Below are 23,248 nucleotides of genomic sequence, written 5' to 3'. Positions count from 1 at the left end.
TCCAAGCATAAACATAACTATTGAAAAATAGGGGAGGTTTTTATGATGTATGGTGGAGCCTATTATAATGCCTATCCTCCATATGGAATGTATCGTCACCCCCAATATCCTCCTGTCGATATATCCATCCTTAGTCATTCAGTAACCGCCTTTCAAAAAATCGCTAACGAGTCCATTAGAATACTTAAAAAACTGGCGGAACCTGAATTTGCCCGAAGATTAATGACTGCTGCTCAGATGGGGAATCAACGAGAAGTGGACCGTTTAGTTAAGTCGATAGGAAGTAGTACACCTATCACAACAACCTACACTCCCTCAGGTTTATTATTAACCATCCATGCGGAAGCTCAAGGTACTCAATGCTGTACATTGACGATGTTTCTAAAATGGGGAAGATGAAATCGTCCTTATAATGGGCGATTTTTTTTATGCTTATTGACTTCATCGTGAAGAATCAAAATTTTGTACAAGTTCCCGCAATTAAGATATGGTAAAAATAAAAAATTGGTTAGAAGCATTAGGGGGAACAACGTTGAGCAAGAAGGTACATTACGCATGGGTCATTTTAGCTGTTTCTTTCTTAGGGGTTTAGCTGCTCAAGGGGTTCGTTTCTCTTTTGGAGCCTTTATGAGTTCATGGGAGGCGTACTTCTCAACGAATAGAGGCACCATTTCTGCTATTTCATTTCTTAGTTTTATTGTGTTTGCCGTATCACAGCCGCTTGTTGGGAAATGGATCGATCATTTTGGTGTCAGAAAAATTTTCGTCTTAGGGACCTTAACGGTCGGTGCAGCCACCTTATTAAGCTTCTTTGTCACATCGATCTGGCAGCTATTTGTTTTGTACGGATTGGTGGCATCGATTGGATTTGGGGCTGCATCCGGAGTTACAGCATCTGTAACCGTGTCAAAATGGTTTTCCAAGAAGCAAGGCTTAGCACTGGGATTAGTAGAAGCAGGGTTTGGTGCAGGACAAATGGTCTTGGTTCCCAGCTCTATCTTTTTAATCGAAGCGTTTGGGTGGAAGTGGACTGTTTTAATTTTAGGGAGTCTATTAATCTTTGTCGTTTGTCCTAAGCTACTTTCTGATTATTATAAGGGACAATCGGTTGGCTTACTTACCGGCTGGCTGTTTATGAGCCATCAGCTTGGATCAGCATTAGGTTCCTATCTGCCTGGTGTCTTATTCGACCAAACAGATAGCTATCAAATCTCCTTTCTTTTTGCCATTATCCTACTCATAGCAGCTGGATTTTTTAGCGCCCTTTTACCTAAAGTTCAAACTAACCATCTTTCCTAAAAAAAGTGCCATAGACTTAAGTCGTTGGCACTTTTTCATCTAATGATAAAATGGATAAATTCTCTGCAAATCCATAATTAATTGCTTCACTTCGCTCTGGGTTAACCGCAAAGGCATTTGGTCATAAAGTGTAATAATTTGTCCATCCTGTTCATTTTCATGTTTCTTTAAATATTGGTATAGACTTTCTAATTGAGTTTCTTTTATGGTCGACTCCGTATAAAAATGCTTAACCCTTTGTAAAGAAAATTCATTACGTTCAGGATCAAATTCCCCCGCTATAATATTACCCTCAATATGCATCCTATCACCCCTATGTTTCATGAATGATTTCAGTTTTCCCTAACTCTAAGCACTTCATAAATCATGATCTATTTATTGCCTATAAATAATGGAAAAATTGGGGATATGTCTATGCACTCTTAAAACTAGACACATACACTATCTCGAAGTAAATCATTCAGAGGAGAGATAATAAATGGAAAAAAAGCCCTATGTAAGTCCAGCAGTTATGGCACCTCAACCCATGCCAGTAGCACAACCTAATATGGCACCACAGCCATATGTTGCACCTCAAGTATACGAAACATGCCCACCATATCCATATCAGCAGGATTGCTGCTATATGATGGAGCCATGTTGTCCACCAATGCCAATGATGATGCCAATGTGTAATCCATGCATGGCACCTATGCATCACCATTGTTGTATGCCAATAAATCCTTGCTGCCATCCATTTTTTAGATAAAATAGTTATATATTCATAACACCCTGGTTATTCATAAACCAGGGTGTATTTTACCGTTTCAAGACCACTTTATCCTCTTTACCGAGTTATTTTGCTCTCCATCATTCTTTGAATTCAAAAATCACCTACTTACTTTGATAAAATTCCAAAACATCCTTCGCACCTTGAACCACTTTTTCTATAAGCGTTTGGGGCTCAACAATCCTAATATTTTTGGAAAAGCCTAAAATATACTCAACGGCTTCCTGTTCGGAATGAAAGTTAAGTGTTGCTGGTATCCAATGACCTGCGGTTGGGGATTCAGTCTTGATTACTTTAATAAATTTACCGGTAAAGTTTATCCTACTAAAATCTTCAGGACTTACCTCCACCTCTACTACATAGCTGGGAAGGTTTTGAATAAAGGCCGATTTAGATTGGTTCCAGTACTCTGCTAAATCAAATGATTCTGGTCGTTCAAATTGACCCTCCTCTAAAGAAGCAGAATATATTCGGGATAGCCGATAATTTCGGAATTCTCCGTTCTTCAAAGCTACTAAATACCATTTATTGCTTTGAACAACTAAGCCTAAAGGTTCAATCATACGTTCTTCTGCATTTTCTTCAGACTGTCCATAAACTATTTTTAGTTTTCTATTTTCAAAAACAGCCTGTTGCGCTGTTTGAAAACAGACTAGTTTCTCCTTTGTTTGTCGCCAGTTACCGGTATCGATATAAATCCTTTCCCATACCATTTTTGCTTCATGCTGGTAATGACTTGGTATTGTCGCAAGTAGTTTATGTCTTGTATCAATGGACTGATTCGGTTCAATTCCTAAGTCCTTCAGATAATCGGCAAATGGCGAAAGAAATAATGTTTTTATTTCCTCCAGTTTCAATCCGGTTAATCTGCTTCGAAAGTTATCCATTAGCCTCCAGCCACCCTCTTTTCCTCTATCAGAAATAACAGGTATACCCGAGGCACTTAATGCTTCCATATCTCGATTGATCGTTCTTTCAGAAACATCTAATTCAGTTGCTAATTCTTTGGAGGTCATTTTCCCCCTATTTTGTAAAAGGGTCATTATATTAATTAAACGATCCGCTCTCATTTTTTCATTCCTTATTATTTTTTATATATGACAAAAGATGTCTTATTTAAAGTATATAGTAAGTTATAGTGAAGAAAAAGGAGGGCATTATGATGAAAAACCTAAAAGGTAAAGTTGCGTTAGTGGCTGGAGCTACACGGGGGGCAGGACGTGCGATTGCAGCCATGCTTGGCGAAGCTGGAGCTACCGTATACGTAACAGGCAGAAGTACAAAAGGCAGCCTCTCATCAATGGGAAGAACGGAGACTATTGAAGAAACAGCAGAGCTTGTTAATCAATATGGCGGAACAGGCATTGCCGTTAAAGTCGACCATACAAATGTGGATGAGGTAAGGACCCTTTTCAAACAGATTGAAAAAGAACAGGGAAAGCTAGATATATTAGTTAATGATGTGTGGGGTGGAGATCCACTTACAGAATGGAATACCCCTTTTTGGGAACATAATCTTCAAAATGGGCTTCAAATGCAAAATCAAGCAGTTCACTCTCATATCATCACTAGTCATTTCGGGGTTCCTTTGATGGTTAAAAATAATCAAGGTCTTGTGATTGAGATAACGGATGGGGTTGACTATCAGTATCGAGGAAATCTTTTTTATAGTTTAGCAAAAATATCTGGCATACATTTGGCTCAAGCAATGTCACAAGATTTATCCAACTATAATATCACCGCAGTTGCTGTGAGTCCTGGATTCCTTCGATCTGAAGCGATGTTGGATCACTTTGGGGTAAAAGAAGAAAATTGGCAGGATGCAGCTAAGATTGAACCACATTTTATCGCATCAGAGACTCCTTACTTTTTAGGGAAAGCAATCGTGGCATTGGCAACAGACCCAAATGTCCATACAAAAACAGGGAAGGCATTAAGCTCATGGGAATTATCTAGAGAATACAAGTTTAAGGATATCGATGGAAGACAGCCTGATTGGGGTAAATATTTTGAAGAAAACATTTTACATGCAAAATCATGAGAAAAGAGCCTTTTGATAAGGCTCTTTTCCGCTGTATTATAAAGTTAAGATAACTGGACCATTTTTTGTAATAATGAGTGTATGCTCATACTGGGCGACAAAGCTTTCCTCTGTTGCAAAAGTCCAGCCATCCTCCATCTCGAAAACTTCTTCTTCCTTCGTTGAGATAAATGGTTCAAAGGCTATCACCATTCCGTCCTTTAACAGCTCATCATCCCATGGCTCATGATAATTATAAATATGGTCAGGGGCTTCATGAATCGAACGGCCTATACCATGTCCTGTAAGGTTCGTGATGACGGTTAACCCATGTTTTTTAGCTGTGTGCATAACAGCCTTCCCAATTCCACTCTTTTTTGAGCCCGGCTTAATTTTTTTCAATCCTTCTTCAAATGCCTCTTTGGCAACCTCACAAATTTTCGATAAAATCGGATCCCCTTCACCAACTACAAAGGAAACACCTGTATCAGCAAAATAACCATTTTTTGAACCTGATACATCTATATTTACAAGATCTCCTTCTTGAATCACACGGCTTCCTGGAATTCCATGAGCCACCTCTTCATTCACACTAATACAAGTGAATCCAGGGAAATCATAGATACCTTTCGGTGCAGAAACAGCTCCCGCCTTTTCAAAAAGATCTCCTGCTATATCATCAAGTTCCTTCGTTGTCACTCCTGGTTTCGTTCTTTGGACTAATTCATCTCGGATTTGTGCCACAATTTTCCCTATTTCCTTTAAACCATTGATATGCTCTTCTGTCTTTGCAATCAAAACTTTCACCACCAATAATAAATTCCATTAATACCACGTTCTAAATTGTACCCCTACACTCGAAAAAAACCAAATAATACATTTAATATGTAGAATTCTATTGCTATTACATACTCTTTATTCTAATATTCTGAATATAAATAGGACATTTTTCCTAGATAAGGTTATAATTAGGTTAATAGTTAGGAGGGGTTGAAATGAAGGATATCCAATGGGGAACACCTGCGAGTCTGGCATGCCTTGGAGTATTTTTTGCAGGTTTAGGATTTTTTCTTAGTGTGATTTGGAAATTTTTTTTATAAAAAATATCATAAAAACAAGGTGTCGTATCTCCTTCACAAACTGAGAAATGACACCTTGTTTTTTAACTGGCTAACTCAACCTGTTCAAGATTTTCCTTCACCTTTACCAGAATGATAATGCTCATAACGATTATTTAGTATCACCTATTATCTTTTAATAGATTTATTTTTTGTTGCACCCTCCAAATTCCCCAAACCAGCAGGGCAAGTATTCCAATATAGAACCCTTTTATTAAAATGGTGTAATCCCCTGTTTGATTAAAAAAGAAATTAAGTGAAAGGACCAACATTGCCAATAATCCCACAAGCAGGCTATGCATTAACCCTTTATATTTTTGTATCTTCGATTCGTTATCTGAATAAATGTCCGGTGTTTCAGCATTACTAGCTTTTGTCCGAAAATAGTGCCAGCTGCCAAATTGAGTGACATGCTCCCAGCCTGCATCTTCAAAAATGGCTTTATATTCTTCTAAATCTTTATTACTTGTTGTCTTGTAATCTAGTTTATAGACATAGTTGCTTGGCTCTATTTTTTCAAACGTATATACAAACCTAGATTTCTTTAAAGCCCAGCCTTTTTGTGTCATTTCTTGTAACCATTCTTCCTCTTTGTTGTCTTGCCAAGCGAAGAAAATTTTCCAAACCTTTTTCGTTGTTACCATTATTGATCCACCTCTATATCGGCTACTATATTTTTACTAACTTCCACAAGAGTGTTTAAACGTTCCCATTCAAGCTTTACGACTTGTTTTCCTATATTGGTAAGTACGTAACATTTTCTTCTCTCTTCATCCTCATCCGTTTTGACGATTAATCCCTGTTTTTCTAATTTACTTAATGCACCATACAATGTCCCAGGTCCAAGTTTTACTTCTCCTGTACTCATTTCCTCTACCTTTTGCATAATTCCATATCCGTGTAAGGGGGTCACAAGTGATATTAATATGTAATAGGTTGTATGTGTAAGGGGGAGATATTTTTCAGTAGCTGTATTCTTCATGATAACCCTCCTATTTTTATATCGGCATCTGATACGTCGAGCTCCGATATTACGTCATATGATATATCGTACATCGATATAATAACTGGTATTTTTTTACTAGTCAAGAGGTATTTGGAAACTTTTTAAAAATACCAGTTTGGAAATTCTAATTGAATTATTTATATTGGACAGTTCCTACTCTTTTCAGAGGTGTCTTGTCCATTAGAACCCTCCTATTGGACATTTCTTATTCTTTTCAGTGGCGCTTTGTCCATTAGAGCCTTTCTATTGGACAGTTCCTACTCTTTACCGAGACGTTTTGTCCATTAGAGCCCTCCTATTGGACAATTCCTACTCTTTACCGAGACGTTTTGTCCATTAGAGCCCTCCTATTGGACAGTTCCTACTCTTTACCGAATCGTTTTGTCCATTAGAGCTCTCCTATTGGACAGTTCCTACTCTTTACAAAGGCATTTTGTCCAATAAACGCTTTCTATTGGACAGTTCGAACCTATAGTGGGAGAACTTTGTCCATTAAAGGAATTTTCAAGTGATTTATATGAGTTTCCATAAAAATAAAAACACCTCCTAAACCATCTTAGGAGGTGTCCGTCTGTTATTTTTATTTTGTAATCGTCGTTGGACCTTCAGGATTAATCGAACAAGAAGTGTTGCAGGATTTATTTAATGAACAAGCTGCACATTTTCCTTGTGTGCTTTTTTTAATATGTCGTGTCAGCATCCAGCCGGCATAACCAAAAATAGCTAAACCAATTATGATATTTACTAACATGTGTCACGCCTTCTTTCTAGATTAATAGTCCACCAATTTGATAAATAACAATGGCAATGATATAAGCAACCAGTAAGGCGTAAATAATGGAGAAATAAGTCCATTTTGTCGATCCTGTTTCTTTCTTAATGGTCGCTACTGTCGCTAAGCAAGGAACATATAACAGAACAAACGCCATAAAACTAAAAGCAGAAAGATCTGTATAATGTTCACTTAAGATTCCTTGTAAGGAAGTTGTATCAGGTACATGGTAAATGATATTCATCGTGGAAACAACCACTTCTTTTGCCATAAATCCTGTTAATAAAGAAGCACCTGCTTGCCAAGTTCCAAATCCTAATGGTGCTAAAACTGGAGCTATTAAGCCACCAATCATAGCTAGAAAACTATCATCCATTTCCACATTGAATCCATGTGGACCTGCATAAGCTAATAACCAAATTAACACAGAACCACCGAAAATAAACGTTCCTGCTTTACGAATAAATCCTTTACCCTTCTCCCATGTGCTTCTCCAAAGTGTTAAGGCTTGGGGGACACGGTAAGGAGGCAGTTCAATCACAAACAAGCTGCTTTCTTCTTTGAAAAATAAAGAAGAAAAAATTCGTGCTACCACTAGTGCCACAACAATACCAAGAACATATAATGATAAAACCACTAACGCTTGATGTTTCACAAAGAATGCTTCAACAAACAAAGCATACACGGGTAAACGCGCCGAACATGACATTAAAGGCGTCAAAAGAATCGTTAATAATCGTTCCTTCGGTTGTTCAATCGTACGTGCCGCCATAATCCCTGGTACATTACAACCAAAACCGATAATCATCGGGATAAAGGCTTTCCCATTCAGTCCAATTGTCTCCATCACTCGGTCCATAACCATTGCTACCCTAGCCATGTAACCTGAGTCTTCCAAAAATGAGATTAGGAAGAACATGATAAATATTTGTGGTACAAAAACTAGAACCCCGCCAACACCGGCGACAATTCCATCTAGTACTAATGCTTGTATGAAGCTTGATGCCCCAATGGCCGTTAAACTGCTTTTCAAAATATTGGTTAACGGACCTGAGAAAAAGGCATCCAATAAATCTGCTAACGGAGAGCCGAGCCAATCAAAGGTTAACATGAACATGACATACATAAATAATAGAAAAATCGGTAACCCTAGAAACTTATTTGTAACAATTTGGTCGATGACCTCTGTTGCATTTTTCTTTTGTAAGGAAGCAACTGAAGTTACTTCGTTTATAATTGCCATGATTTTTTGATCACGAATATTATAAATATATTGTCTAATCGCAGGATTATATCCTCTATTTTCTAATTTTCCTTCTACGTCCTTTTTAATTTGCAAAAGGGCCGTTCCATCAATATTTAAACCATCTAAATAAGCTTCCACTCGTTTATTACCTTCTAAAAATTGAATCGCAAGCCATCTTTTGTTCATGCTCAAGCGATCAGGAAGAAGCTTTATAACTTGCTCGATTGAAGACTCTACAAAGCCGTAATCAATTTTGAAATGAGAAGCTTTTATCTCTTTATTTGAAGTGAGCGTTAGTTCCTTACTTAATACGTCACAGCCTTTGCCTGAACGAGCAATAATCGGAACAATACTTACACCAAGCACTTCCCCAAGCTTCTTTTCATTTATAGACATTCCTCTTGTCTTAGCAACATCAATCATATTTAAACCGACTAAAAGAGGTTTGCCAAATTCTAATAACTGTATCGTTAACTGTAGATTTCTCTTTAGTTGAGAGGCATCTACAATATTTAATATTTTTTCAAATTCGTCCGTTAATAGGAATTCCGTTACGACTTCCTCATCTTTGGAAAGAGGATTTAATGAATATACTCCTGGAAGGTCTATAAGCTGTCCGTTGTGATGACGAAGCTTACCAACCTTTTTTTCTACCGTTACTCCACTCCAGTTTCCAACATATTCATAGGAACCCGTCAAATTATTAAATAATGATGTTTTCCCTGTATTCGGATTCCCGAATAGAGCAAATTGCGACATTCTATTTCACTCCGATACTTGCTGCTTCTCTGCGTCGTAAACTAATGCATTGGCCACATACCTCAACCATCACTGGACCACCAAAAGGCATTGTGCATTTCAAACAAACTTCCTGTCCTTCAAAAAGTCCCATATCTATTAAACGTTGCTTTACTAAATCGCTAACTTTTGTAAGATCAAAAACGGTAGCTGATGCACCTTGCTTTAAATCTGTTAGATTCATGGCAAAGCCTCCTAATTTTACTAACTAATAATGATAATTGTTCTCAAGGAAATTATAACACTAATTTTCTTACTGTGAACATGTAAATTTTCACTTCTTTTTGAACGTTTTGTCACAATTGATATGGTAAAAATAGGACATATATAATTTGATGAAGTTTTAAGGGAAATTTGACTGGCTATTTTTATACAAAAAAAATCTAACACCATGTGCTAGACTTCAAATTCCAACCTTCGATAAAGAACTAATCGGGACCCCCATTCCTACTATAATATATTCACGAAAACCAAAATTGACTGTTTGGGTTGTGTCTAATAAAAGCTGTTTGATTAGGTTGTTTCAATACTCCTTCATCATGAACCCTTGGGCACTTGTTTGCATATAGTACTTTAAAGATTAAATGAGGGTGAAAATATGCAAACCATCGTAAATTTATATTATTTAAAAATTAACAGTATATCAGGGAACGGGTCTGTCACGATTGGGGATGCCACTCATAATAGTCATACAGCTAATAATAAATCACAGGGTATCAATTCATCATACGGTGATACCTCTCCTACTGAATCTATAATGGAAAGTACTTATATTGATCCAGATGTAAATGATCAAACGGCTATTGCTAACACGGATACGGCAGCGGCTGGCGCCCCTTATCCAGTCCCACTTCCAGTACCAGTCCCTGAAAACGAGTAATTTGGAGGTTTATTATGCCCTATCAAATAAATATTTTTAATATCAAGGTAAATGGTATGACCAATAATGCCAATGTTGACGTTGGACCAACTGTTCATAACAGTCATACCTCTAACATGAAATTTGTTGGAACAAACTTTTCTTTAGGTGATATATCTCCTTCTGCCTCTCAGATTAATTCCGGAATGATTGACCCGGATATTAGTGACCAAGGTCAAATTGCGAATCCATCAGCACCAATCGCAAATCAGCTATAATCCTTACATCATTTGGAGGATACTATGAACGTTGAAAAAATGAGACACTGGCTGGAAATGTCTAACAAGTTGCAAGGAAATGATTTTTGGAAAAAAATATTTGACCACCATCCTCCTGAAACATTTTTTCAGAAAAGAGGAAATTACCCTTTGGCGGATTGTTATCAAAACGATTCATCTATATGTCTTATTCTTGAAATTCCTGGTGTTCAGCCTAATGACATTCATATTTCTCTTCAGTCAAACTCACATCTACTAATCAAAGGAATGATTAAACCGTTATTTCCAAAGGAAATGGTGATAAATACAGAAAGATTCTACGGGGAATTTGAAAGAGTCATTCATCTACCCGAGCCAACGGAGCCACACCTTATTCAGATTCACTATCATCAAGGATTGATTCAAGTTACCTACCCTCGGCAAAATATTCCCTTACCCATCAACTTATTTTCATAGCCTACAGCAAAATTGGTTAAATTATTTCCAAATAAGCACCAAAAGAAGAGACTCACATTGGAGTCTCTTTATTGTTTCATTTTTGGATCAAGAACATCTCTTAGTCCATCTCCCATTAAGTTAAAGCCAAGAACCGTTAACATGATGGCTACCCCTGGAAAGAATAAAGTCCAAGGTGCTTGCATGATATAATTTTTCGAGTCAGCTAGCATTTTACCCCATTCAGGTGTTGGAGCTGAAGCCCCCATCCCCAGGAATCCAAGGGCTGCTGCTTCGATAATAGCCGTTGCAATCGCTAAGGTAGCTTGGACAATAACAGGCGAAATACTATTCGGCAATATATGGCGTAAAAGTATTCTGGAATCCTTCATACCGACAGCTCGGGCTGCCATAATATATTCCTCTTGCTTCACACTAAGTACCTTTGAACGAACAAGACGGCCAAAGTTTGGAATATTAATGACTGCAATCGCAATTAACGCATTTCTTAAGGATGGTCCAAGAATCGCAACTACCGCAATAGCCAAAAGAATACTTGGGAAAGCAAGCATAATATCAAAGACTCTGGAAATAATTGAGTCAATCCAGCGACCATAATATCCTGCGATAATTCCTAACATGGTCCCAAAAATCACAGATCCTAGTACTGAGAAAAAACCTACCCATAAAGAAATTCTTGCTCCATAGACAACACGTGAGAAAATATCACGTCCAAAATCATCGGTACCAAAATAATGTTCGCTTGATGGAGATTTAAAGCGTTCCACTAAGTTCTGCTCATCAAAGCTGCTAGGTGCAATGACTGGAGCAAATATCGCCACTACGATAAAAAAGACCACAATCACTAAACCAGCTAATGCGAGTCTATTTTTTGTAAAAGAAAGCCACGCTTCTTTCCATGGAGGTACTAGCTCTTCTTCTTTCACATTCGGCAAATTTAGCTCTGCCGAATTTTTTGCAAGTTCAGCCACTCTAGATTCCTCCCTTTCTATTTATTGTATTTAATTCTCGGATCTACTACGACGTATAATAAATCCACTATTAAGTTAATGAGCACAAAAATCGCGGCGATAATTAAGATACCAGATTGGATGACAGGATAATCACGGAAATTAATCGCATCATAAATATATCTTCCAACACCTGGCCAGCCAAAAATCGTTTCCGTTAATATCGCTCCACCTAAAAGCAATCCAGTCTGTAAACCGATGATGGTTAAAACAGGAATAATGGCATTTTTTAATGAATGCTTGTAGACTACCCAGAACATTCCCAATCCTTTTGCACGAGCTGTACGAATAAAGTCGGACTTCATCACCTCTAACATCGTTGCTCGGGTCATTCTAGCGATAATCGCCATTGGAATCGTAGCTAGCGCTAAGCTTGGTAATAATAAATGCTTAATAACGACAATAAATTGGTCAAATCTTCCTTGCAATAAGGTATCAATCATATACAAATTGGTAATTGACTGTATTGGATCTCTTACATCATTTCTTCCCGTTGTTGGTAGCCAACCTAACTCAATCGAGAATCCCCATTGCATCATTAGCCCTAGCCAAAAAATCGGCATAGACACTCCAACAAGGGCAAATACCATCGCCACATAATCAAACCAGGATTTTGAAAACCACGCACTAATAATTCCGGCATTTACACCGATAACAACCGCTATGATCATTGCTGCTAGGGTTAATTCAAATGTGGCTGCTAGGTATGGCCAAAGTTCTTGATTGATTGGTGCATGTGTTCGTAAGGAAGTTCCTAAATCACCTTGGAAAAGGGAACCTAAATAATCGAAATACTGTATGTACCAAGGTCGGTCTAACCCTAATTGTGTTGTTAATGCAGCAATGGAATCTGCTGTAGCTCTTTGTCCCAGGATAACCTGAGCTGGATTTCCTGGTATGGCATGAATAATGGCAAAAACAACAAGGGTCATTCCAAACAGAACTGGGATTAATGAAAATAAACGGCGGACCGTATAATTGAACACTGCTTTCACCCCTTATTCAAAACATTGAAGCCTATATTTATATCTCCTATTAGTTAATAAAAGGGGAGGCAAAGCTCCCTCCCCTTTTCAAACATTGTTATTAGGTTCATTGCTTTAAATGATTAATTTGCAAATTCTACATTGATTAATGATTCAGATCCAGTTGGATGCGGAATATAGTTCTTTAAATCCTTACTTGCTGCTAATAATGGAATAGAGTGAGTAAGCGGAACCCATGGAGCATCCTCATGAATGATAACCTGAGCTTGCTTGTAAAGCTCATTACGTTCTGCTTGATCAGTAATGGTTTGAGCTTTAATTAAGATATCATGTAACTCGTCACTGCTATAGTAAGCGTTATTGTTACTTCCAATAGCATCTTTATCAAGTAAGGTATATAAGAAGTTGTCAGGGTCTCCATTGTCACCTGTCCAACCCATCATGAAGGCACTAAATTCACCAGCTGCCGCTTTTTGTACATACGTAGTCCAGTCAATTGTTTGGATATTAGCCTTCACACCGATTTTCGCTAAGTCTGCTTGAACAACCTCAGCAACCTTCATTCCTTCTGGTAAATATCCACGTGGAATTGGCGGTGCCCAGAAATCAATTTCAAATCCATCCGCATATCCTGCTTCAGCTAATAATTCTTTTGCTTTATCTACATTGTATTCATATGGTTGAACTGCATCATTGTAACCTTCGATTGATGGAGGCATTGGGTTAACCGCTGCATCTGCTTTACCACCATAGAAAGCATCAATGATCGCTTGCTTATTAATAGCATAGTTAATCGCTTGACGTACTAGCTTGTTATCAAACGGTTTTTTCGTATTGTTTAATCCAATATACGATACGTTCATAGATGGACGTTCAAGCACTTGAAGGTTAGCATTTCCTAATACTGCTGCTTCGTCAGAGTTATTTAATCCATCCATAATATCAATCTCACCATTAACAAGAGCATTTAAGCGAGCTGTATTTTCAGGAATAACACGGAAAATAACTTTACTTAGCTTAGGTAATCCTGCTTGCCAGTAGTCTGGGTTCTTTTCAATTGTGATCGTATCATTTGCTTTCCACTCCACAAATTTGAATGGTCCAGTACCAACTGGGTTTGCTCTGAATTCATCCCCATACTTTTCGATAGCTGCTGGGCTGGCAATACCGAATGGAGACATTGCTAAGTTCTTTAAGAACGGAGCTTGTGGTCTTTTTAAAACAAATTGAACTGTATGTTCATCAACAGCTGTCACTTCTTTAATAACGTGACCTTCATCGTTTACATAACCACCAAACATTGTATAGTACGGGAATTTTTCTTCATCCCCATTCATCCAACGGTTGAAGTTGAAGACAACTGCATCTGCGTTAAAGTCAGTGCCGTCATGGAATTTAATACCCTCACGAAGCTTGAATGTATAAGTTAAAGCATCATCAGAGATATCCCATGATTCAGCAAGACCAGGATTCACTGTAGTATCTGAATCACCAAACTGAGTTAGTGTTTCAAAAATATTTTCTGTTACCTTGAAGGTTTCCCCTTCAGTTGTTGTAATTGGATCAAGAGAAGCAGAATCCCCTCCGCGTCCGTACACAAGTACATCTTTTGCTGGTGCTGTATTTTCTTCTGTACCATTATCTTTGCTACTGCTGCTGTCTGCAGGTTCGTTTGTTTTGCTTGTACAGCCAACAAGGAACATACTGATTGCTAAAATCGCAATCAACAGCATTTTGAAAGAATTTTTCTTCATGCATTTTTTCCCCCTATTTCTTTTTTATATATCATCAATGCGGCATGCTACTCGTTGTACAAGTGACATGCAACAAAATGACCATTTAAATCGCGCTCAGTTGGCCTTGTTGTTTTACAAATATCCATACACTCTGAGCATCTTGTATGGAAGGCACATCCAGATGGAGGGTTCGCTGGGCTTGGAAGCTCTCCTTCAATCAAAATAGTTTCCCTTTTAATATCTGGATCAGGAATTGGAACGGCAGATAATAGTGCTTTTGTATAGGGATGCTTTGGATTTTCATAAAGCTCCTCACTGTCTGCCAATTCTATTAATCTACCTAAATACATCACACCAACGCGATCACTAATATGACGAACAACACCTAAATCATGGGCAATAAAGATATAGGTAAGCTGAAATTCTTTTTGAATATCCTTCATTAAGTTCAATACTTGAGCTTGAATGGATACATCGAGTGCAGAAACAGGTTCGTCCGCAATAATTAACTTCGGCTTAGTCATTAACGCTTTAGCGATACCAATTCGCTGCCGTTGTCCTCCACTAAATTGATGAGGATAACGTTTGGCGTGATAGCTGCTTAACCCTACTACTTCAAGCATTTCTCTTACTTGTTTTTTTCGTTCCTCTTTTGTTCCTATCCCATGAACAATAAGAGGTTCTTCTAAAATTTGCTCAATCGAGTGACGCGGATTTAGCGATGCATAGGGATCTTGAAACACCATTTGGATGTCTCGACGAGTTTTTCTAAGTTCAGACTTAGACATACTCGTAATCTCTTTATCTTCAAACATGATTTTTCCATCACTTGCTTCAATTAAACGCATGAGCAACCGACCAGTGGTGGATTTTCCACAACCACTTTCCCCAACAATTCCTAATGTTTCCCCTTTTCTCACATAGAAGGATACATCATCCACTGCTTTGACATCACCTTGCTTTTTCCCAAAAAGTCCCCCGGTTATCGGGAAGTACTTTTTCAAGCCATTTACCTCAAGAAGTAACTCCGACATGCTCGTCACTCCTTTCATTCATTGTATGTAGGAAACATCTTACCTCATGTCCACTCTTGTCCATTGGAAGTAATTCAGGTGATTCCTCAAAGCATTTTCCAAAAGCAGACTCACATCTTGCAGCAAAGCGGCAACCCTTTTGGATTGTTCCCGGTGCCGGTACACTGCCTGGGATGCTGTAGAGACGGTCTTTTTTTCCACGAAGATCCGGTACAGATCTTAACAAGCCTTTTGTATATGGATGCTGGGGGTTTTTAAGAATGGTTCTTACATCGCCTTGCTCCACAATTTGACCTGAGTACATCACAATGACACGTTCACAAATTTCAGCTACAACTCCTAAATCATGAGTAATTAAAATAATAGAAGTGTCAGTCTTCTTATTTAAATCTTTCATTAAGGCTAAAATCTGTGCCTGGATGGTTACATCAAGTGCTGTTGTAGGCTCGTCCGCAATAAGGACCTTAGGATTACATGCCATAGCCATGGCAATCATGACCCTTTGTCTCATCCCACCGGATAGCTGGTGTGGATGTTCTTTTAATATCCCTTCTGCTCTTGGAATTCCAACTAGCTTCAATAATTCCAGGCTGCGAATTTTAGCTTCAGCTTTTGATAAATCAGTATGTAATCGAATGGCTTCCACTAACTGATTGCCAATGGTAAACAATGGATTTAGAGAGGTCATCGGCTCTTGGAAAATCATCGAGATTTGATTACCACGGATTTTACGCCACTCTTTTTCTGATAGATTCGTTAAGTCTTTACCATCAAATGTGATTTCACCATTCTCCACCTTGCCAGGAGGCATTGGAATTAATCCCATTGTTGTTAAAGAGGTAACACTTTTACCACTTCCGGATTCCCCAACAATCCCCAGGATTTCTCCGTCTTTCAAATCAAAGCTAACACCGTCTACAGCAGCAACATATTTTTTTCCTGCTAAAAATGAAACCTTTAAATCTCTTATTTTAAGAATAGGATCCTTGCTCACATTTACACCTGCCTTGAAATTCGATATTCTTTATTATCTGATTATTACAATATAATAAATATTACGACTATTATGACATATATAATTCTGAAAATTCTGTCGAAATTTGTCACCACTGTAAATTTTTTTAAAAGAATGTAACTTTTGGTATAATGTTATTCTAATTTTTGGTATTTCCTATGCACCCCAATGTCTTTCATACATTAGCGCAACAAGGATACAAAACTTTTTACATGAAAAATTTATAGGGTGAGAATCCTGTTTGTGGAAAATTTGCCCACCATATATTTAGAGTCCCTAAATTATTATTCTAATATTGCTATACCTTCTATAATTGACTATCATCAAAATTTATGATGATGACTCTGATATCATTCCTATTACTCTATTTTCTTGAATTAAAGTTTTTTGCTTCTATGAAAAGCGCAAGCGCCTTGATTAGCCCCGACAAGCAAATGTTCTCTAGAGTAAGAAGTCTGAACTTTGACTTCTTACTCTAGAGGTTATTTGACCTCGAGGGGCTAGGCGCTGGAGCTAGACAATCAAAAAAAGATTGAAAGTCTCTCTTATTCTGCTTTTATATTTGTTAAGATTATATTTAGATAGACGAAACATACTGGAGGGATGAAGAATATGAAGCAAAGGAAGTTAGTCATTACACAAAACTTAGAAGAACGTTTAGTTCATAGCCTAAAAAGTGTGGCTGAAGGATGGGAGTTAATCATCGGAAAAGAACCGGAAGTATGGCAGGAACATTTAAGGGATGCAGAGATTATTGCCGGGTGGAAAAAAGAGATTGCTGCTTTTGGGTTTGGAGCTGATTCCAAGCTTAAATGGCTGCAAGCTTGGAGTGCAGGCGTCAATAATCTGCCCTTAGCTGAATTGGAGTCCAAAGGTATCCATTTAACAAGTGCTAATGGTGTACATGCATTCCCTATCTCCGAAACGATTTTTGCACTGATGCTGGCATTAACAAGAAAAATTCATACATACGTGAAAAACCAACAATCTAAAACATGGCATCATTCAGGACTGAAACTGGAGCTACACGGAAAAACAGTTGGAATCATCGGGGTTGGAGCGATCGGAAAGGAAACAGCGAAAATTGCCAAGGCTTTTGGAATGAAGGTATTAGGAATCCGCCATTCTGGGGCAGCAGAAGAGTTTGTTGATGAAATGTATACAACGGAAAAATTAAACGAAGTCTTACCCCAATGTGACTATGTAGTTATAACTCTGCCATTAACGAAAGAGACACATCATTTATTTGGTGCTGAGCAATTCAACCTGATGAAGCCTTCCTCTTTCTTTATCAATATTGGTCGCGGAGAAATTGCAGTTGAAGAGGAGCTTATTAAAGCATTAACAGAAGGCAAAATCGCTGGAGCTGGTCTTGATGTTTTCGAAAAGGAACCACTTTCTGAAGACCATCCATTATGGGACCTTGAAAATGTCATCATCACTCCGCACACAGCCGGATCAACCGAAAACTATAATCAAAGAGTCATCGAAGACATCTTCATTCCAAACTTTAAAAAGTATAACGAAGGGCAAATCCCTTCCATTAATCTAGTCGACTATCGAAAAGGATATTAACGCTTTAACGCGACGGGGGTCAGACCCCCGTCGCGTTAATTTATTAAAGCACCGTACTCTTTATTTGAACTTTTGGATTGGGACATAAATTTCAAAATTGGTTTGCGGGGCATTCGGTCTAAACTTTTCTCCATAGGCTTCTAAATGATAGTCCTGGTCTAGCTTTTCAAATCCATTCCTACTTATCCACCTATATATTTCCTCATAGGTTTGTATAACCTGATCTAGCTCCAATGTTTTAACATGCGTCTTCACCGCATAGGTCGTAGCTGGGACAGTGATCTCCGTCATTCCAGGTGGGACACTATCACTTTCCCTTTTATTTACCTCAACCGTGATAAAGTAACTGAAATCCTCTTTTCGATACTTTGCCAAAGCCACTTTTTGTATTGGATATTTAAGGTTTTTGATTTCACTTAATCGACTTAAAAGCTGCAGCCATAGTCTAGGAGCTAATATTTCCGTTTCTTGCTTGGCTATGTATGGAGCATCAAAGGTAAAGCCCACATAAGTGGTCTTTGGCTTAAAGATGATTTCAATTGGAGCGGAATGTTTCTCTTCTAATATTCTATAACCTCCATTACTTCCAGGCTCAGAATATAACGCAATGCCAAGTGTGCTCAATTCTTGTAAATACCGCCACATCGTACGATAAGATACATGAAATTCATCTGCTAATTCCTGAACAGTAAAGCTTCTTTTTTGCTTTACTCTATCCATTAACTCTAGAAATCTTTGTGTTTTACTCATATATTTTCTTCTTTCCTATTGAATTATGTCAGGTTTTGGCAACATTCTCATGTATTATAAAAGAGATAGAATTTATTGACAATAATAAAGGTAGGGACTAAACCATGCAAATCGTAAAGAAAGAAGCGTTTAATGTTGTCGGGAAAAAGGTCATTGCTCATTGGCAGGAGCTTGGGGTTGAAATGCCCAAAGCATGGAAAGAAGTAATAGAAAGAAAAGCAGAAGTGAAAAACCGTATTTCTCCTAATATCCTAGATATCTGTCTCCAATTAGTAAATGAAGAATTCACTCAACTCGTATGTGTGGAAGTATCAGATTTGAGCGAAATTCCAGAAGGATTCGAAGGTGTGCATATCCCGGAACAACAATATCTTTATACGAAACACACTGGGTCGGTCATGGAAATAGCACAAACCTTCGGCGCCATGATCCAATGGGCAAAAGACAATCATTTAACCATCGACCCATTAGATTTCAAAATTCAATACACCCACGAAAATAACCCTGAAGAAGGCTACGACCTCTACTTCAAAATCATCTAAAACGAAAAAGAAACAAACACACTTTACCGAATTAACGCACCGGGGGTCCGACCCCCGGTGCGTTAATTCGGTAAAGGAAGCATCCCCCTCAAAATTTAATTAGTCAATCGAAATATTTTATTGTACAAAATATTCAAATAAATATAAAATTAATATAAACCTTTTAGTCTTTTTTACATACCTGTCCCATAAAATGAATTGGGCTAAGAAAGAAAAATGCAAGCTATAAACAAGGGGGAAAATTCAATGACAAAAACGATTGAAAGACGTCTCACTCGTGCTGAAGTACCAACGGAATTAACCTGGAATCTTGATGATCTAATCGTTTCAGATGAAGCTTGGGAAGCTGAAATGGCAGTAATTGAAAAAGATATCACTGATATCGCCAAGTTTAAAGGTCAACTACATACTGATGCAAAAACTTTATTACAATGCTTAACTGCCCAAGAACAAATTTCGATGAAACTTATTAAAGTTTGGACTTTTGCCAACTTAAGACAATCAGCTGATGGAACTGACCCTGTTAATCAAGCAAACTCCTCCAAGCTTTCCGCTTTAAGAACAAAAGTGAGTGCAGCCTTATCTTTCATTGATTCTGAAGTATTAGCTTTGCCTGATGGAACGGTAGAAACCTATTTAAAGGAAGAATCCAAACTTGAACCATTCCGAAAAAATTTAACAGAGCTGCTTCAAAACAAAAAGCATAGATTATCTCCTGAAACAGAAGAAGCGATTGCTGCCCTTGGAGAAGTCCACAATGCACCTTATAATATTTTCCTAATGAGTAAATTAACAGATATGCAGTTCGCACCTATTGAAGATGAAAAAGGCAATGAACTGCCAGTCTCCTTTTCCCTATTTGAAACACGTTACGAATTTTCACCTGACACTTATGTACGCAGAAAAGCTTACGAATCATTCAAAAATACATTAAATCAATATAAGAATACCTTTGCTACCACCTATGCAACAGAAGTGAAAAAACAGGTTGCCCTTTCCCGCCTAAGAAACTATGATTCTGTCACTCAAATGCTACTAGACCCGCAGCAGGTGACAGAAGAAATGTATAATAACCAGTTAGACATTATCACAAAAGAGCTTGCTCCACATATGAGACGTTACGCACAATTAAAGAAACGCGTTTTAGGTCTTGATAAAGTGCTCTTCTGTGATTTAAAAGCACCGTTAGATTCTGATTTCAGCCCTAGCATGTCATATGAAGAAGCAAGCAAATTGATTCTTGAGGCACTTAAAGTAATGGGACCAGAATACAGCGAGATTATGGAAAAAGCCTTATCTGAACGATGGGTCGACCTTGCGGATAATGTGGGTAAATCAACTGGAGCTTTCTGTTCGAGCCCATATGGATCCCACCCATATATTTTAATTACTTGGCAAAATACGATGCGTAATGTTTTCACTCTTGCTCACGAACTAGGTCATGCCGGGCATTTCTATTTAGCTAATAAAAACCAAAGAATCATGAACACTCGTCCATCTATGTACTTTGTTGAAGCTCCTTCTACGATGAATGAAATGCTTCTCGCTAATCATCTTTTCGCAGGAACTGAAGATAAACAAATGCGCCGTTGGATCATTTTACAGCTTTTAGGAACCTATTATCATAACTTTGTTACCCATATTCTTGAAGGCGAATACCAACGTCGAGTGTATAAGCTTGCCGAAAATGGTGCTGCTCTTACAGCTACCACACTTTCAGAAGTAAAAGGTAATGTTCTTTCTGAATTCTGGGGAGATACCGTGGAGTTGGATGAAGGGGCAAACTTAACCTGGATGCGCCAGCCGCATTATTATATGGGATTATATTCTTATACCTACTCAGCAGGTTTAACCGCTTCTACTGCTGTTTCGCAAATGATTCAAGAGGAAGGACAGCCCGTTGTGGACCGCTGGTTAGATGTACTTCGTGCTGGCGGAACCATGAAGCCGCTTGAACTAATGCAGCATGCTGGGGTAGATATGTCAAAACCTGATTCAATTCGCAAAGCAGTTGCTTATGTAGGCTCATTAATTGATGAGCTTGAACGTTCATACGAATAAAAGGTTCATAGTAAAAACAAAACGGTTGCTCTTCGAAAGCAACCGTTTTGTTTTTAAACTTGTAAGTATCTTTTTTTCACCGTAACCAATAGTGGTGATACCATTTTAAAAAATATATAACCAATGAATACCCCAAATGTGTTAAAAATTAAATCATCGATGTCTGCACTTCTAAACGTAAAAACGGCTTGAACGACTTCTATCGTGAATGAAAAAAGGAACCCCAAAAAGACAGTTTGAAGTAAACCTCTTTTCTTTTTTGCCAAAAAAGGAATAAAAAATCCAAGGGGAACCATCAAGATGATATTAGCTAATAAATAGTACCAAGCTAAAACGGAATTTCTACTAAACTGCAACACAATCTGTTCAAAAGGTACTAAATAAAGCTGAATAGCATTCAGGTTTTGAACATAAAATTCAAACGGTTCGAATGTAACAAAATAAATCCCATTTAAATAAAGAATCCATAAAAGCCACTTTATTTCGTGAAATCTATTAACGTTTTTCTCCTTCTTTTTCAATCTATAGATAATCCATAGAATGATGGATAGAATTAGCGTTATTACAAATGGTACTGTTATCAAGATCTCTTCACCTCATACTTTAGACGAAGTCGAGCCGATTAAGTTTCAGGTTTAACCATTTATTCCCTATTCCACAACAAACTAAAACGGCAAAACAAGAAAATCATGATATTCCCGACAAGAGCAATTAAGAAAACATATTCAGGATGGGTTAGTTCAGATAGCCAGCCTGCCGCGAAGATAGCAAAAGGCATTCCAAGTTTAAAAATAGAACCTGTTATTCCACTTATTCTCCCTATCAATTGTTGAGGAGTAGATTCTTGGCGGTATGTCCAGATACACACGCTACTAATGGTTGTAAACAATCCGTTTAATAAAAGTCCGATACCCACTACCCAAAAAATGTTAGACACCAAAAGGGTATAGGATAGACCTATCAAAAGAGTTGTCACAACAATAATGGGTCCTGTTGACCACCTTTCTCTCACTTTGCCTACTATTAAACTTCCAATTAGGCCGCCTACACCGGCAAAGGACAATAGCATCCCAAGCTTGGCATCAGTAAGCTTTAATACATCCTTTGCATAAAAGATGACCGTGGTATCCACCATACCTGCTGTTGAATTTAGAAAAATGACGGTTATCGTGATCAGCCATAATGTCTTGTTATGGTATAGCTCCACCCAACCTTCTTTTAACTCCTTCCAAAACCCTTCTTTAACAGAACGTGACACTGATTCATCCGTTTTTAACATCAGTAGAACAAAATAAACGAAGACAAACGCTACTGCTGTTATCAGTAATCCTAAGTGTAAGCTCGAAAACATTAAAATGATTCCAGTTATAGTTGGCCCCATAATACCAATCAGCGTAGAGATAAAATTAAAGGAAGCATTGGCGGAGGTTAACATTTCATTTGGCAATGATAACTTAACAATGCTTGCTCTTGCATTAAAATAGGCATAACTAAACATCATTAATAAAAAGCCGCAAACATAGAATAGCAGATTTGAACTAACACCCCACTCTATGGCAAAAAACAAACTAAATAAAATAATGACTTGGAAAAAAATCGCCCAAAGTGACCAGCGTTTTTTATGAGCACGGTCCACTAAAACCCCAATAAACATGGCTAAAAGCAAATTCGGCAAAAACTCTATCCCTCTCATCGTGGACATCACCACAGCAGAGCTTGTGTATTGATACAGGATGAGTGGCAGTGTAAGCTCATATATTTTACTTCCAATAGAAAAGACAGCACCCGAAACTAGCAAGATAACAAAATTTGCATTCTTCCAAACGGATGGTTGCCTCTCTTTCGTTAGTACTGCCCCTCTCCGCTTTTCCGTCCATAACATTAAGATCACTTTCCTCTTTACCAGATTGATATCGAG

General features: G+C 37.9%; 26 protein-coding genes. 10 read left to right on the top strand and 16 right to left on the bottom strand.

Features of this window, described 5'->3' with window-relative positions; all coding sequences use genetic code 11:
- Window positions 1-42 precede the first annotated feature (42 nt).
- Both ACSBPO_RS02380 and ACSBPO_RS02375 read left to right on the top strand, forming a co-directional pair.
- On the top strand, window positions 43-399 hold the full coding sequence (locus ACSBPO_RS02380; protein WP_442598404.1) for a hypothetical protein: 357 nt from the start codon (window positions 43-45) through the stop codon (window positions 397-399).
- 228 nt (window positions 400-627) lie between these two features.
- Complete coding sequence (locus ACSBPO_RS02375) at window positions 628-1,299, top strand: MFS transporter (RefSeq protein WP_442598403.1); 672 nt, start codon at window positions 628-630, stop codon at window positions 1,297-1,299.
- A gap of 39 nt (window positions 1,300-1,338) precedes the next feature.
- On the opposite strand, the gene ACSBPO_RS02370 is transcribed toward ACSBPO_RS02375, so the two are convergent.
- Window positions 1,339-1,602 carry a hypothetical protein gene (locus ACSBPO_RS02370; RefSeq protein WP_442598402.1) on the bottom strand — a complete coding sequence of 88 codons (264 nt, stop codon included), beginning with the start codon at window positions 1,600-1,602 and terminating at the stop codon, window positions 1,339-1,341.
- 175 nt (window positions 1,603-1,777) lie between these two features.
- Between ACSBPO_RS02370 and ACSBPO_RS02365 the strand changes: the two genes are divergently transcribed.
- Window positions 1,778-2,047 carry a hypothetical protein gene (locus ACSBPO_RS02365; protein ID WP_442598400.1) on the top strand — a complete coding sequence of 90 codons (270 nt, stop codon included), beginning with the start codon at window positions 1,778-1,780 and terminating at the stop codon, window positions 2,045-2,047.
- A 125-nt stretch (window positions 2,048-2,172) separates the two neighbouring features.
- On the opposite strand, the gene ACSBPO_RS02360 is transcribed toward ACSBPO_RS02365, so the two are convergent.
- A complete protein-coding gene (locus ACSBPO_RS02360; RefSeq protein ID WP_442598398.1) occupies window positions 2,173-3,138 on the bottom strand; it encodes a helix-turn-helix transcriptional regulator in 966 nt (321 codons plus the stop codon).
- Window positions 3,139-3,230: 92 nt separating this feature from the next.
- Between ACSBPO_RS02360 and ACSBPO_RS02355 the strand changes: the two genes are divergently transcribed.
- On the top strand, window positions 3,231-4,109 hold the full coding sequence (locus ACSBPO_RS02355; RefSeq protein WP_442600295.1) for an SDR family oxidoreductase: 879 nt from the start codon (window positions 3,231-3,233) through the stop codon (window positions 4,107-4,109).
- Window positions 4,110-4,145: 36 nt separating this feature from the next.
- Here the strand turns inward: ACSBPO_RS02355 and map are convergent, their stop codons facing one another.
- The 6 genes from map to ACSBPO_RS02325 all read right to left on the bottom strand — a co-directional run bounded on the left by map (window position 4,146) and on the right by ACSBPO_RS02325 (window position 9,212).
- Window positions 4,146-4,886 (bottom strand): type I methionyl aminopeptidase, encoded by a 741-nt coding sequence (map, locus tag ACSBPO_RS02350; RefSeq protein ID WP_442598396.1) that lies wholly within the window; start codon window positions 4,884-4,886, stop codon window positions 4,146-4,148.
- A 442-nt stretch (window positions 4,887-5,328) separates the two neighbouring features.
- Window positions 5,329-5,850: a DUF2812 domain-containing protein gene (locus tag ACSBPO_RS02345; RefSeq protein WP_442598394.1), complete on the bottom strand. Its 522-nt coding sequence runs from the start codon at window positions 5,848-5,850 to the stop codon at window positions 5,329-5,331.
- Entirely contained in the window at window positions 5,850-6,188 is a 339-nt protein-coding gene (locus ACSBPO_RS02340; protein WP_442598392.1) for a PadR family transcriptional regulator, read from the bottom strand. Before ACSBPO_RS02340 ends, ACSBPO_RS02345 begins: the two co-directional genes overlap by 1 nt.
- Before the next feature lie 604 nt (window positions 6,189-6,792).
- Window positions 6,793-6,963, bottom strand: a complete 171-nt coding sequence (locus ACSBPO_RS02335; protein WP_442598391.1) for a FeoB-associated Cys-rich membrane protein — start codon at window positions 6,961-6,963, stop codon at window positions 6,793-6,795.
- Window positions 6,964-6,979: 16 nt separating this feature from the next.
- Window positions 6,980-8,989: a ferrous iron transport protein B gene (gene feoB, locus ACSBPO_RS02330; RefSeq protein WP_442598389.1), complete on the bottom strand. Its 2,010-nt coding sequence runs from the start codon at window positions 8,987-8,989 to the stop codon at window positions 6,980-6,982.
- Window position 8,990: 1 nt separating this feature from the next.
- Complete coding sequence (locus ACSBPO_RS02325) at window positions 8,991-9,212, bottom strand: FeoA family protein (protein WP_442598387.1); 222 nt, start codon at window positions 9,210-9,212, stop codon at window positions 8,991-8,993.
- Between the two features lie 414 nt (window positions 9,213-9,626).
- On the opposite strand from ACSBPO_RS02325, the gene ACSBPO_RS02320 reads away from it, so the two are divergent.
- Genes ACSBPO_RS02320 through ACSBPO_RS02310 form a run of 3 tightly spaced genes read left to right on the top strand, consistent with a single transcriptional unit; the run spans window position 9,627 to window position 10,621 of the window.
- Window positions 9,627-9,908: a spore germination protein gene (locus ACSBPO_RS02320; RefSeq protein WP_442598385.1), complete on the top strand. Its 282-nt coding sequence runs from the start codon at window positions 9,627-9,629 to the stop codon at window positions 9,906-9,908.
- A 14-nt stretch (window positions 9,909-9,922) separates the two neighbouring features.
- Window positions 9,923-10,165, top strand: a complete 243-nt coding sequence (locus ACSBPO_RS02315; protein WP_442598383.1) for a spore germination protein — start codon at window positions 9,923-9,925, stop codon at window positions 10,163-10,165.
- A gap of 24 nt (window positions 10,166-10,189) precedes the next feature.
- Entirely contained in the window at window positions 10,190-10,621 is a 432-nt protein-coding gene (locus ACSBPO_RS02310) for an Hsp20/alpha crystallin family protein (protein WP_442598382.1), read from the top strand.
- A 68-nt stretch (window positions 10,622-10,689) separates the two neighbouring features.
- Here ACSBPO_RS02310 and ACSBPO_RS02305 read toward each other — a convergent pair whose 3' ends face one another.
- From ACSBPO_RS02305 to ACSBPO_RS02285, 5 genes are all read right to left on the bottom strand, one after another.
- Window positions 10,690-11,592: an ABC transporter permease gene (locus ACSBPO_RS02305; RefSeq protein ID WP_442598381.1), complete on the bottom strand. Its 903-nt coding sequence runs from the start codon at window positions 11,590-11,592 to the stop codon at window positions 10,690-10,692.
- Between the two features lie 17 nt (window positions 11,593-11,609).
- Window positions 11,610-12,617 (bottom strand): ABC transporter permease, encoded by a 1,008-nt coding sequence (locus ACSBPO_RS02300; RefSeq protein ID WP_442598379.1) that lies wholly within the window; start codon window positions 12,615-12,617, stop codon window positions 11,610-11,612.
- A 122-nt stretch (window positions 12,618-12,739) separates the two neighbouring features.
- Window positions 12,740-14,371 (bottom strand): ABC transporter substrate-binding protein, encoded by a 1,632-nt coding sequence (locus tag ACSBPO_RS02295; protein WP_442598377.1) that lies wholly within the window; start codon window positions 14,369-14,371, stop codon window positions 12,740-12,742.
- Window positions 14,372-14,418: 47 nt separating this feature from the next.
- The gene (locus ACSBPO_RS02290) at window positions 14,419-15,387 is read right to left on the bottom strand and encodes an ABC transporter ATP-binding protein (RefSeq protein WP_442598375.1); all 969 of its coding nucleotides are present in this window, start codon (window positions 15,385-15,387) and stop codon (window positions 14,419-14,421) included.
- A complete protein-coding gene (locus tag ACSBPO_RS02285; RefSeq protein WP_442598373.1) occupies window positions 15,368-16,381 on the bottom strand; it encodes an ABC transporter ATP-binding protein in 1,014 nt (337 codons plus the stop codon). The genes ACSBPO_RS02290 and ACSBPO_RS02285 overlap by 20 nt, the downstream gene beginning before the upstream one ends.
- Before the next feature lie 633 nt (window positions 16,382-17,014).
- On the opposite strand from ACSBPO_RS02285, the gene ACSBPO_RS02280 reads away from it, so the two are divergent.
- Entirely contained in the window at window positions 17,015-17,977 is a 963-nt protein-coding gene (locus ACSBPO_RS02280; protein WP_442598372.1) for a D-2-hydroxyacid dehydrogenase, read from the top strand.
- A 60-nt stretch (window positions 17,978-18,037) separates the two neighbouring features.
- On the opposite strand, the gene ACSBPO_RS02275 is transcribed toward ACSBPO_RS02280, so the two are convergent.
- Window positions 18,038-18,727 carry a GyrI-like domain-containing protein gene (locus ACSBPO_RS02275; protein ID WP_442598370.1) on the bottom strand — a complete coding sequence of 230 codons (690 nt, stop codon included), beginning with the start codon at window positions 18,725-18,727 and terminating at the stop codon, window positions 18,038-18,040.
- Between the two features lie 104 nt (window positions 18,728-18,831).
- On the opposite strand from ACSBPO_RS02275, the gene ACSBPO_RS02270 reads away from it, so the two are divergent.
- Entirely contained in the window at window positions 18,832-19,269 is a 438-nt protein-coding gene (locus tag ACSBPO_RS02270; protein ID WP_442598368.1) for a GyrI-like domain-containing protein, read from the top strand.
- A gap of 246 nt (window positions 19,270-19,515) precedes the next feature.
- The gene (gene pepF / locus ACSBPO_RS02265; protein ID WP_442598366.1) at window positions 19,516-21,330 is read left to right on the top strand and encodes an oligoendopeptidase F; all 1,815 of its coding nucleotides are present in this window, start codon (window positions 19,516-19,518) and stop codon (window positions 21,328-21,330) included.
- A gap of 53 nt (window positions 21,331-21,383) precedes the next feature.
- Here the strand turns inward: pepF and ACSBPO_RS02260 are convergent, their stop codons facing one another.
- Window positions 21,384-21,914 (bottom strand): VanZ family protein, encoded by a 531-nt coding sequence (locus tag ACSBPO_RS02260; RefSeq protein WP_442598364.1) that lies wholly within the window; start codon window positions 21,912-21,914, stop codon window positions 21,384-21,386.
- 59 nt (window positions 21,915-21,973) lie between these two features.
- A complete protein-coding gene (locus ACSBPO_RS02255; RefSeq protein ID WP_442598362.1) occupies window positions 21,974-23,212 on the bottom strand; it encodes an MFS transporter in 1,239 nt (412 codons plus the stop codon).
- Between the last annotated feature and the right edge of the window lie 36 nt (window positions 23,213-23,248).

The sequence above is a fragment of the Neobacillus sp. D3-1R genome, assembly GCF_052180215.1.
Classification (GTDB): Bacteria; Bacillota; Bacilli; order Bacillales; family Cytobacillaceae; genus Pseudoneobacillus.
This window is presented reverse-complemented; position numbering and strand designations above follow the sequence as displayed.

What these genes read in the sequence shown, in the direction of transcription:
- ACSBPO_RS02380 (WP_442598404.1), top strand. Translation starts at nt 43, where the DNA reads ATGATGTATGGTGGAGCCTATTATAATGCCTATCCTCCATATGGAATG.
- ACSBPO_RS02375 (WP_442598403.1), top strand. Translation starts at nt 628, where the DNA reads ATGAGTTCATGGGAGGCGTACTTCTCAACGAATAGAGGCACCATTTCT.
- ACSBPO_RS02370 (WP_442598402.1), bottom strand. Translation starts at nt 1,602, where the DNA reads ATGCATATTGAGGGTAATATTATAGCGGGGGAATTTGATCCTGAACGT.
- ACSBPO_RS02365 (WP_442598400.1), top strand. Translation starts at nt 1,778, where the DNA reads ATGGAAAAAAAGCCCTATGTAAGTCCAGCAGTTATGGCACCTCAACCC.
- ACSBPO_RS02360 (WP_442598398.1), bottom strand. Translation starts at nt 3,138, where the DNA reads ATGAGAGCGGATCGTTTAATTAATATAATGACCCTTTTACAAAATAGG.
- ACSBPO_RS02355 (WP_442600295.1), top strand. Translation starts at nt 3,231, where the DNA reads ATGAAAAACCTAAAAGGTAAAGTTGCGTTAGTGGCTGGAGCTACACGG.
- ACSBPO_RS02345 (WP_442598394.1), bottom strand. Translation starts at nt 5,850, where the DNA reads ATGGTAACAACGAAAAAGGTTTGGAAAATTTTCTTCGCTTGGCAAGAC.
- ACSBPO_RS02340 (WP_442598392.1), bottom strand. Translation starts at nt 6,188, where the DNA reads ATGAAGAATACAGCTACTGAAAAATATCTCCCCCTTACACATACAACC.
- ACSBPO_RS02335 (WP_442598391.1), bottom strand. Translation starts at nt 6,963, where the DNA reads ATGTTAGTAAATATCATAATTGGTTTAGCTATTTTTGGTTATGCCGGC.
- feoB (WP_442598389.1), bottom strand. Translation starts at nt 8,989, where the DNA reads ATGTCGCAATTTGCTCTATTCGGGAATCCGAATACAGGGAAAACATCA.
- ACSBPO_RS02325 (WP_442598387.1), bottom strand. Translation starts at nt 9,212, where the DNA reads ATGAATCTAACAGATTTAAAGCAAGGTGCATCAGCTACCGTTTTTGAT.
- ACSBPO_RS02320 (WP_442598385.1), top strand. Translation starts at nt 9,627, where the DNA reads ATGCAAACCATCGTAAATTTATATTATTTAAAAATTAACAGTATATCA.
- ACSBPO_RS02315 (WP_442598383.1), top strand. Translation starts at nt 9,923, where the DNA reads ATGCCCTATCAAATAAATATTTTTAATATCAAGGTAAATGGTATGACC.
- ACSBPO_RS02310 (WP_442598382.1), top strand. Translation starts at nt 10,190, where the DNA reads ATGAACGTTGAAAAAATGAGACACTGGCTGGAAATGTCTAACAAGTTG.
- ACSBPO_RS02295 (WP_442598377.1), bottom strand. Translation starts at nt 14,371, where the DNA reads ATGAAGAAAAATTCTTTCAAAATGCTGTTGATTGCGATTTTAGCAATC.
- ACSBPO_RS02290 (WP_442598375.1), bottom strand. Translation starts at nt 15,387, where the DNA reads ATGTCGGAGTTACTTCTTGAGGTAAATGGCTTGAAAAAGTACTTCCCG.
- ACSBPO_RS02280 (WP_442598372.1), top strand. Translation starts at nt 17,015, where the DNA reads ATGAAGCAAAGGAAGTTAGTCATTACACAAAACTTAGAAGAACGTTTA.
- ACSBPO_RS02275 (WP_442598370.1), bottom strand. Translation starts at nt 18,727, where the DNA reads ATGAGTAAAACACAAAGATTTCTAGAGTTAATGGATAGAGTAAAGCAA.
- ACSBPO_RS02270 (WP_442598368.1), top strand. Translation starts at nt 18,832, where the DNA reads ATGCAAATCGTAAAGAAAGAAGCGTTTAATGTTGTCGGGAAAAAGGTC.
- pepF (WP_442598366.1), top strand. Translation starts at nt 19,516, where the DNA reads ATGACAAAAACGATTGAAAGACGTCTCACTCGTGCTGAAGTACCAACG.
- ACSBPO_RS02255 (WP_442598362.1), bottom strand. Translation starts at nt 23,212, where the DNA reads ATGTTATGGACGGAAAAGCGGAGAGGGGCAGTACTAACGAAAGAGAGG.